At 54.5% G+C, this 9025-nt stretch carries 7 protein-coding genes; 6 read left to right on the forward strand and 1 reads right to left on the reverse strand.

All coding sequences use genetic code 11. The features are described 5' to 3' along the window. Window positions 1-359: 359 nt before the first annotated feature. From RMSM_RS10330 to RMSM_RS10340, 3 genes are all read left to right on the forward strand, one after another. On the forward strand, window positions 360-2051 hold the full coding sequence (locus RMSM_RS10330) for a sulfatase (RefSeq protein ID WP_008695139.1): 1692 nt from the start codon (window positions 360-362) through the stop codon (window positions 2049-2051). Window positions 2052-2387: 336 nt separating this feature from the next. Further along, window positions 2388-3398 carry a zinc-dependent alcohol dehydrogenase family protein gene (locus RMSM_RS10335; RefSeq protein WP_008695141.1) on the forward strand — a complete coding sequence of 337 codons (1011 nt, stop codon included), beginning with the start codon at window positions 2388-2390 and terminating at the stop codon, window positions 3396-3398. Between the two features lie 144 nt (window positions 3399-3542). After that, the gene (locus RMSM_RS10340) at window positions 3543-5111 is read left to right on the forward strand and encodes a sulfatase (RefSeq protein WP_008695142.1); all 1569 of its coding nucleotides are present in this window, start codon (window positions 3543-3545) and stop codon (window positions 5109-5111) included. Window positions 5112-5444: 333 nt separating this feature from the next. Here RMSM_RS10340 and prpB read toward each other — a convergent pair whose 3' ends face one another. Beyond that, the gene (prpB, locus tag RMSM_RS10345) at window positions 5445-6299 is read right to left on the reverse strand and encodes a methylisocitrate lyase (protein WP_040765345.1); all 855 of its coding nucleotides are present in this window, start codon (window positions 6297-6299) and stop codon (window positions 5445-5447) included. A gap of 124 nt (window positions 6300-6423) precedes the next feature. Between prpB and RMSM_RS10350 the strand changes: the two genes are divergently transcribed. The 3 genes from RMSM_RS10350 to RMSM_RS10360 all read left to right on the forward strand — a co-directional run. Further along, window positions 6424-8031, forward strand: a complete 1608-nt coding sequence (locus RMSM_RS10350) for an acyl-CoA mutase large subunit family protein (protein ID WP_008695145.1) — start codon at window positions 6424-6426, stop codon at window positions 8029-8031. 12 nt (window positions 8032-8043) lie between these two features. Further along, entirely contained in the window at window positions 8044-8466 is a 423-nt protein-coding gene (locus tag RMSM_RS10355) for a cobalamin B12-binding domain-containing protein (protein WP_008695147.1), read from the forward strand. A 12-nt stretch (window positions 8467-8478) separates the two neighbouring features. Further along, the coding region (locus RMSM_RS10360; RefSeq protein ID WP_008695149.1) for an ArgK protein at window positions 8479-9025 on the forward strand (547 nt) is incomplete at its 3' end.

The following is a 9025-nucleotide window of genomic DNA, read 5'->3' on the forward strand; positions in this document are numbered from 1 at the left end:
AATGGAACGAGAATCAGATGCCCAATCAAGCAATCTTTACTCGCAATTGAGCAGCGGGGAGGAGAGTTCTCGGTAGGTTAGCCATCTCGAAACGAGCCACGATTCCAGCATTCCACCAGGGCCGTCGTCGGGACACATAAAACGTTGGCGTTGGCATCCGTTGTTTGCGTGAGATTTTCTAACCGTTTATACGGCAGTTCCCTCTCCACCGACGAATTCGGGGGACAAGTGACAAGTAAGCTGCGTAAGCAAACACGTCGTCAACATCAAAGATTTACCGGCCCGGACCAACACCCGCACAGCCAACCGACTTGAATCCCAATAATTTTTGCACAACTTTTGAGACGAACATGAAAAGAATGCCTTTTGCCGTGTCCATTGCGGTCCTGTTGGCGTGTTGCTCCGCTTTCGCGGACAATGCAGCGGATGTTAGTGACGGCGACCGCTCCGCATCAATGCCGAACGTGTTGTTCATTGCGGTTGATGACCTACGTCCCGAACTCGGGTGTTATGGATCAGAAATCGCGATCACGCCTAACTTGGATGCGTTGGCGAGTGACGGGTTGTTGTTCAATCGAGCGTACTGTCAGGAGGCGATTTGCAGTCCTTCGCGAGCGAGTTTGATGACTGGCGCTCGCCCTGACACGATAGGTGTCGTCGAGAACAATGCGAAATTTCGTGATTTGAATCCCGATATCATCACGCTCTCGCAGCACTTTATTGCCAACGGCTACGAAGCAGTGCATTGCGGAAAGATTTTTCACAGTCCCGCACATGCTGATATGGCGAACTCGTGGAGTCGATCGCCTTCGAAAAAGAATCTGAAACTGAAGGCTCCGTCAGGCACCTACGCATTGCCAGAGAACCAAGCGATTCAGAAACGCAACCTCGAAACCTTGCAAGCTAAATACGGCGAAGGGATCCGAGGTACCGGACTCGTGCACGGACCGGCCTATGAGTGTGCCGATGTACCCGACCAGGCCTATCGTGATGGTTACAATACGGACCTGGCCATTGCCACGATGAAAGAATTGGCAGGCAGCGACCAACCGTTCTTTCTGGGCTTGGGGTTCTTTAAACCGCATCTGGAATTCATCGCGCCGAAACGGTACTGGGACCTTTACGACCCCGCGGCAATCCCGTTGGCTACGCAAGACAAAGCACCAGTAGACGGCGCTGCGATGGGCTTGCACGCGTCGTTTGAATTACGAGTCCGTGACGGGATCCCTAAAACAGGTGCGATCGATCCCGAGTTGGCACGCACGCTCAGACACGCCTACCTCGCCTGTGTCAGTTACGTCGACGCTCAAGTGGGCCGAATGATCACGGCGCTCGACGACGCCGGACTTCGTGAAAACACCATCATCATTGTCTGGGGCGACCACGGATGGCACCTTGGCGACATGGGCGTCTGGGGCAAAGCGACCAACTATGAGATTGCAACACGCGTACCGCTAATGATCTGGACCCCCGATATGCCTGCAGGTACTCGGGGAAAAACCACCGAGGCGCTCGTCGAACTCGTCGACATGTACCCGACGCTGTGTGATTTGGCGGGGATATCGAAACCTTCTCATCTCGAAGGAACCAGTTTTCAACCGCTTTTGAAGAACCCAAATCGTGAATGGAAATCCGCTGCGTTTAGTCAGTTCCCCAACCCTGCGCTTCGCGAATGGGCCGCCAACCCGCTGCAGCCGAGCATGCGGGAGACCTTTTTCGGTCCGTTGATCCAGGAAGTGGAACAGCGCATCATCTCGCAACAGGGCGAAAAGTGGGATCGTGAGTTGTTTGAAAACCGACTAATGGGCTACACCATGCGAACGGATCGGTATCGATTAGTGGTCTGGAAAGATACAGAAAATCCGCAGGCCGCTCCGATCGACATCGAGCTGTATGATCATCAGAACGATCCGAACGAGACGGTGAACATCGCCGACCGTAGTCCCGACGTGTTAACAAAATTGCTTGCACAATTTGACAAAGGGTGGCAGGGGCAACGGCCGCAGGGAAGGCCAAAAAATGATGGGCAAAAAGATTCTCAGACCGATTGATCCCGGACAAAGTAAAGCAAGCAGGTAGGTAGAAGTCTTTCGGTTCGTTAGCCGTTTTGGCCAACGCGGTGAAGCAAAACGCGAATTAACTGTAGCGAAAGTCGCAGAAACTTTCGGCCACGCGACTTAAACCGAAACTCTCTGCGAGTTTCGCTACGAATAGATGCTTCACAGCGTTGACCCAAACGACTAACAGGAATTCACGCAATGATTGCTGCCTTCCTACTTAGCTGCTTAAAATTTGGGTTTCTGCTGTAAGACGGAGGTCAGGGCGGGGTAATCGCTGTTAAATGAAACGATGATCCACACGCCCCCTAAACACTCGAGGCAAATATTATGAAAAGCTATTTGATTGATTCAGACAAAGGCATCGATGCAATCCAGAAAGTCGATGTAAACGAAGCGAGTCCAGCGGCGGGCGAAGTCAAAATCAGAATGAAAGCGGCTTCGCTAAATTACCGTGACTTAATCGTCGCCGGCGGTGGATATATTCGTAACGACACCCGGCCGGTGGTGCCGTTGTCCGATGGAGCGGGAGAGGTGACCGAGGTTGGCGATGGTGTTACTCGATGGAAAGTCGGAGATCGGGTCAGCCCGATCTTTATGCGTGATTGGATCGACGGTGCCGTTGATAGCGATAAGCTGCACACCGGTTTGGGGGGCGGCGTCGATGGTGTGCTCGCGGAATCGATGATTGTACGCGAACAATCACTGGTCGCCATTCCCGATGCGATGTCTTTTGCCGAAGCCGCCGCAGTGCCTTGCGCCGGGGTCACGGCATGGCATGCGTTATTCGAATCAGGAAATCTTCAGCCCGGGCAAACGGTGCTGTTGTTGGGAACCGGCGGCGTGTCGATTTTTGCGTTGCAACTTGCAAAATCCGCAGGGGCTCGCGTGATCATCACCTCATCGAGCGACGAAAAGATCGAACAAGCCACGGCCATGGGCGCAGATCTCTCTGTCAACTACTCCAAACATCCTGATTGGCACAAGCAAGTACGCGAATTGACCGACGGTAGCGGTGTGGACCATGTGGTCGAAGTGGGTGGTCCGGGAACCCTCGCACGCTCGATCAAATCCGCGGGCGTCGGCGGCTATGTCCACTTGATCGGTGTGCTCGATTCGCCTGCCGCAAAAGTCAGTCCGATGTTAAGCGTATTTAATCTGCTGACGATCCGTGGAATCTATGTCGGCAGTCGCCAGATGCATCAGCGTATGCTCGCAGCAATGACGGTCAACAACATTGCTCCGGTGATTGACAGGACTTTCTCGTTCGACGATGCCATCGAAGCCTACCGCTACTTTGCGTCGCAAAAGCACGTTGGCAAGGTGGTCATCGAATTCTAGTACTGACGACATCTTTGGCTGGTCTCGCATCGCCGAAATCAGTCAAAACATAACCACTCGGGCACAACACGACGGGCGGCTTTGTATAAGATAGACGAACATGCTTCTCAACTTACCTGCATATTTCACGTCTATCTTGCCCCTATGAAATACTCGATCTGTTTTGCCCTAGGTTTGTTCGTTCTCGCTTTGGCGAATCCGGCACCATCGTCCGCTGCGACTCAACGCAACTTTGTGTTTATTCTGGTGGACGACCTCGGTTGTAAAGACCTTGGTTTCGCCGGCAGCAAGTTCCACGAAACGCCGCACATTGATGCATTGGCGGCCTCGGGAATGCGATTCGACCACGGCTATGCGGCATGCCAGGTCTGTAGCCCATCGCGTGCCAGCATCATGTTGGGCAAAGCAACGCCTCGGCATGGGATCACCGATTGGATCGGCGCGGCGAGTGGGACGAAGTGGAATCGCGATGATCGCGTGCTTCCCTCGGAATACGAGCACGTGTTGCCAAAGGACGATACGACACTGGCCGAGGCGCTCCGCGAAGGCGGCTACACCACGTTCTTTGCCGGTAAGTGGCATCTTGGTACCAAAGGATCATGGCCCGAGGATCACGGATTCATGATCAACAAGGGCGGCTGGGATGTTGGCAGCCCCAAGGGCGGCTACTTTGCGCCATGGCAGAACCCACGACTCGAGAGCGGTCCCGACGGCGAATCGCTCACACTACGGTTGGCCAATGAAACGGCCTCGTTTATCGAGTCAAGCAAAGATAAACCGTTCTTGGCGTATTTGTCGTTTTATACCGTTCATGGCCCGATCCAAACGACCGAGGAACTCTGCAACAAGTATCGCGACAAGGCCGAGCAAATGGGGCTGACGCAAACCGACACTCGCTTCACACTGCAACGTCGATTACCCGTCCGGCAAGTCCAGGACAATCCAATTTACGCGGGCATGGTGGAAACGCTCGACAATGCCGTCGGTATTGTGATGGACAAGTTAAAGGAAACCGGGCTCGACAAAAACACCGTCGTTATCTTTACCTCGGACAACGGTGGCGTTTCCTCGGGGGATGCCTATTCGACCAGTCTGTTGCCGCTGCGTGGCGGCAAGGGAATGCAGTGGGAAGGCGGCATCCGCGAACCCTATATCATTCATGTTCCCGGGATGACGCCGCCGGGAGCGTCCAGCGACGTTCCCGCAATTGGCATGGATTTTTACCCGACGATGTTGGAATTGGCAGGGCTTCCACAACGTCCCGAACAGCATGTTGACGGCGTTAGTTTGGTACCAGTTCTGAAAGGCGGCGAGATCGCAGACCGTGATTTGTTCTGGCACTACCCGCACTATGGCAACCAAGGTGGCGAACCGTCATCGATCATCCGCAGCAAACAGTGGAAACTGATCCATTACTACGAAGACGGTCGCAATGAATTGTACGATCTTGCGAATGACGAGGGCGAGCACACCGATGTCGCTGCACAGCATCCCGAAAGAGTCGCGGAGCTAAAGCAGCGGCTGGACGGTTGGTTGGCAGAAACCGGAGCAAAGATCCCTCAGCCGGACCCGCGATTCACGCAAGCAAAATTTGATACCCGAATGAAGAACGTTCGAGAAAAATTGATGCCTAGGCTTGAAAAACAGCATGCGGACTTTTTGGACAAAAGCAAAAACCCCAGTCCAAACTGGTGGGGCAGCGCAAAAGACTGATGCTGAGTGAACGCGTTGCCGACATCACGCCCCGTAGCGAAACTCGACAAGAGTTTCGTTCCACCCAACCCCAAGAGCCGAAGCGATTGGCGGCTTGCGCCGCACCACTACAAACGCCACCCGTTTAGTGCCATCTACTTTCGTAGTGGGACTCGCCAGAGTTCCTGGTGTTTCAACAGCAAAAATGGGAATTCTGGCGAATCCCACTACTTGAGCATCCCCCGATGGTTGTCAAACTAGATCGCATTGGGCTAACGCCCATCGGTTAACGGCTAAACTTCTAAAATTAGACCAAATCGACAAGCCGTTTGCGACGTTCGCTGCCGGAATGATTCATGGTTCTTGACGATAATAATCCAGCAGCGAATAGAGTTCATCGCGTGTCTGCATCATGTCGATCAGATCTTTTTGAGTCCCCGTCTCGCGAAGCGTCTGATACACCCGAGCGGCGGCGTCATTCATCGCCCGGAATGCAGTGAGCGGATAGAGCACCAATTTGACACCGGCTTCGCGAAGTGAGTCCAGGCTGTATAGCGGCGTCCGGCCGAACTCGGTGATATTCGCCAGCACCGGAACCGACACCGATTCGGTAAATCGAAGATAGTCTTCGAGCGACGTGACGGCTTCGGCAAAAATCATCTCGGCGCCCACATCGACGTATTGGTTGGCTCGATCAATCGCCGCGGTCATCCCCTCGATGGCGACCGCGTCGGTGCGGGCCATGATGACAAAGCTGGAATCGCTGCGAGCATCCAAGGCAGCTTTTAAACGGTCGCTCATCTCTGCCGCGGAAACGAGTTGCTTTCCCGGGCGATGGCCGCAACGTTTGGCATCGATCTGATCCTCTAGATGCAATCCTGCAGCACCGGCCCGGATTAATTCACGCACCGTTCGCTCGATCATCAACGAACTGCCCCATCCAGTATCGGCATCCACCAATAACGGCAGATCGACTGCGGCGGTAATTCGCCGCGCATCTTCCACAACGTCTTGCAATGTCGTCACACCTAAATCGGGCAACCCGTGCGATGTACTTGCGACCCCCGAGCCCGATAAATAGATCGCTTGAAACCCAGCTTGTCTCGCCAAGAGTGCCGAGATCGCGTTGACCGTTCCCGCAATCTGCAGTGGTCGTTCGTGATTCAACGCCGCCCGAAATCGTGCGCCCGCCGTAGAGGGTTCGGACATCGGCATCTCCTTTTTTTAAAACTGAGCCCACCACTTCGGCTGCCGTGGGAATCCAAGTTCCTCGGCCGACCGTCTTGAAAATCGCGTATAATCAATTGTATCACCTGGAGGGAGGAGTATTGTTATGACTTCCGTATCCACCGATCCGACGCAGACGTGGACCACCATCAGCGGTGTTCCCATCGAACCGCTGTACACCGAACACGATTTGACGGACTGGGATCCTGCGACGCAGCTTGGCCATCCGGGGCAGTTTCCGTTCACCCGCGGCATCCACGAATCAATGTTCCGTGGACGTTTGTGGACGATGCGTCAATTCGCAGGGTTTGGACGCCCCAGCGATACGAATCGTCGCTTTCGCTTTCTACTAGACCAAGGGCAAACGGGGCTCAGCACGGCATTCGATTTGCCAACGCTGATGGGGCTCGACAGCGATGATCCACGATCCTTGGGCGAAGTCGGCCGGCTCGGAGTGGCCATTGACACCGTCGACGATATGCTTGCGTTGTTCGATGGAATTGACCTAACCCAAGTGTCAGTCTCGATGACCATCAACGCACCTGCAATCGTCGTGATGTCGTTTTACTTATCTGCGGCAAAGCAACGTGGCGATGATTGGCGGCGACTACGAGGCACGATTCAGAACGACATCTTGAAAGAGTTTCATGCTCAAAACGAATATGTCTTTCCGCCCGCACCTTCGGTCGGATTGGTCGTTGATCTAGTTGAGTTTTGTTCACAACACGTGCCGCAGTGGAATACCGTTTCGATCAGCGGTTACCATATTCGCGAAGCGGGCTCGACTGCGGCACAGGAGTTGGCTTTCACGCTGGCCGACGGTGAACACTATGTCCAGCAGTGTCTAAGCCGAGGTCTCGATATCGATTCGTTTGCACCGCGGCTGAGCTTCTTTTTCAACGCTCACAACGATCTGTTCGAAGAAGTCGCAAAATATCGCGCCGCGAGGGTACTGTGGGCGGAAATGATGCGGGATCGCTACGGTGCCAAATCCCCAGCATCGTGGAAACTCCGTTTTCACGCCCAAACCGCAGGCTGTTCACTGCAGGCGACCCAGCCCGAGCTGAATTTGGTTCGTGTCGGTTATCAAGCACTCGCTGCTGCGCTTGGTGGCTGCCAATCGCTGCATACAAATTCGATGGACGAAACGTTCGCGTTGCCAAGTGAGCATGCCGCAACGCTGGCGCTGCGGACGCAGCAAGTGTTGGCCTATGAAACCGGAGTCACCAATACCGTCGACCCAGTCGGTGGCAGCTATTTTGTCGAAACATTGACACAACAGATGCAAACGGCGGCGAATGACTATTTTGCCGAAATCACCGAGCAAGGTGGTATGATTCCCGCCGTCGAGAATGGTTTCTTTCGCCGTGAAATAGCGGAAGCTGCGTTTGCGTATCAGCAGGCCGTCGACTCGCAAAGGAAAATCGTCGTCGGGGTCAACGATTTCCAACAATCCGGCGATGCCGACATTTCACTAATGCAGTTTGATGAATCGACCGAAGCTGAGCAAATTACGAATCTGAAGAACACTAAGGCTGCTCGAAGTGGGCAAGACGTTGCTCGTTCGTTGGCGTTGCTGAAAAATGCTGCTGCGTCCGGTGAGAATGTATTCCCCGCGTTGCTTCAGTGCGCCGATCATCGAGTCACGGTGCAAGAATGCATGGATGCCATGGCCGATGTGTACGGTCGATTTCGCCCAACAGTCAATTGTTAGAGAGGTCTTGAAATGGCAATCGCTCAATCCGGTCGGCAAGAAACGTTCGGCAGTCGGACGCGGGGTAAACGCATCCTGTTGGCAAAGGTGGGACTCGATGGTCATGACCGTGGCGTCAAAGTCATCGCCCGCGGATTGCGGGACGCCGGGTTTCACGTGATCTACAGCGGGCTATGGCAATCGATCGATTCGGTCGCCGAAGCGGCCCAGGACGAGGACGTCGATTGGTTGGGCGTCAGCATCCTTAATGGCGCACACATGACCTTAGTTCCCGCCTTGATCACGGCGTTACACGATCGCGATTTGGATCATATCGATGTGATCGTCGGGGGAATCATTCCGCAACAGGATCAACAAAAACTGATTCAACTCGGCGCACGCGGTTGTTTCGGCCCCGGTACCTCGATCGATTCGATTGTGCAATTCCTCAGTTAAGTTTGTTTCGCCATGTCGTCTCCCACACTTCGTAACGACATTGCAACGCTGGTCGAACGACTCCGCGGGGGAGATCGATGGTCACTTGCACGTTTATTGACGCTGGCGGCTTCGCCTGAACAGCATGGCGAATTAATCGCGAAGCTTGCGACCGACGTCCCACTGGTGCCGCCGGAGGCCGAGACACCGGTGATCGCGGTGACGGGAAGTGCCGGTGTCGGCAAAAGTAGCTTGCTGTGCCGATTGGCGGCTGAATATGCGGAACAAGGCGAGTACGTCGGAGTGCTTGCATGCGACCCCGAGAGCCCGCTGAGCGGTGGCGCCGTCCTGGGCGATCGCTGCCGAATCGCAGGCGGAACGAAATCGCCGCCCATTTCTCATCGGGTGTTCATTCGCAGTTTGTCGACGGAATCGGGCCAGCAAGGTGTGGCGAACAACCTGGCCATCATGCTCAGGATCATGAAAGCATTTGGATTTGACCGCATCTTCATTGAAACCGTAGGTAGCGGCCAAGGCGACGTCGCGGTTCGAGATCTGGCCGATGGCGTGGTCTTGGTGG

Origin of the sequence: Rhodopirellula maiorica SM1 (assembly GCF_000346295.1) — a bacterium.
Taxonomy (GTDB): domain Bacteria; phylum Planctomycetota; class Planctomycetia; order Pirellulales; family Pirellulaceae; genus Novipirellula; species Novipirellula maiorica.

What these genes read in the sequence shown, in the direction of transcription:
- RMSM_RS10330 (WP_008695139.1), top strand. Translation starts at nt 360, where the DNA reads ATGCCTTTTGCCGTGTCCATTGCGGTCCTGTTGGCGTGTTGCTCCGCT.
- RMSM_RS10335 (WP_008695141.1), top strand. Translation starts at nt 2,388, where the DNA reads ATGAAAAGCTATTTGATTGATTCAGACAAAGGCATCGATGCAATCCAG.
- RMSM_RS10340 (WP_008695142.1), top strand. Translation starts at nt 3,543, where the DNA reads ATGAAATACTCGATCTGTTTTGCCCTAGGTTTGTTCGTTCTCGCTTTG.
- prpB (WP_040765345.1), bottom strand. Translation starts at nt 6,299, where the DNA reads ATGTCCGAACCCTCTACGGCGGGCGCACGATTTCGGGCGGCGTTGAAT.
- RMSM_RS10350 (WP_008695145.1), top strand. Translation starts at nt 6,424, where the DNA reads ATGACTTCCGTATCCACCGATCCGACGCAGACGTGGACCACCATCAGC.
- RMSM_RS10355 (WP_008695147.1), top strand. Translation starts at nt 8,044, where the DNA reads ATGGCAATCGCTCAATCCGGTCGGCAAGAAACGTTCGGCAGTCGGACG.